Below are 273 nucleotides of genomic sequence, written 5' to 3'. Positions count from 1 at the left end.
CTTCCAGCACAAAGCCGTGCTTGTCACAGGCCGTGTGGGCCTCATAGGCAAACTGCCGCTTGTGTTCCCCTTTCACAAACAATCCGCTGTCCGGGTCGGTCACGCTCCGGGTCACCGTGCGCATCTTTTCCTTCTTCCGCCGGGCCAGCTTCTTCTTTGAGGTATTGTCTCTGCGCTTCTTTGGCGGTGCCGGCGGCTGGCCATCATCGTCAAAGGGCTTCTTTCCATGGGCCTGGCGGTCTGCGTTTACCTCTTCCATCAGTTCCCTGGCAT

At 58.6% G+C, this 273-nt stretch carries 1 pseudogene; it reads right to left on the bottom strand.

The features are described from left to right. Positions 1–273: pseudogene (locus tag H7U37_RS16600) on the bottom strand (IS5/IS1182 family transposase); the annotation flags it as partial.

The organism is Pseudoflavonifractor phocaeensis (assembly GCF_016901735.1).
GTDB lineage: Bacteria > Bacillota > Clostridia > Oscillospirales > Oscillospiraceae > Pseudoflavonifractor_A.
This window is presented reverse-complemented; position numbering and strand designations above follow the sequence as displayed.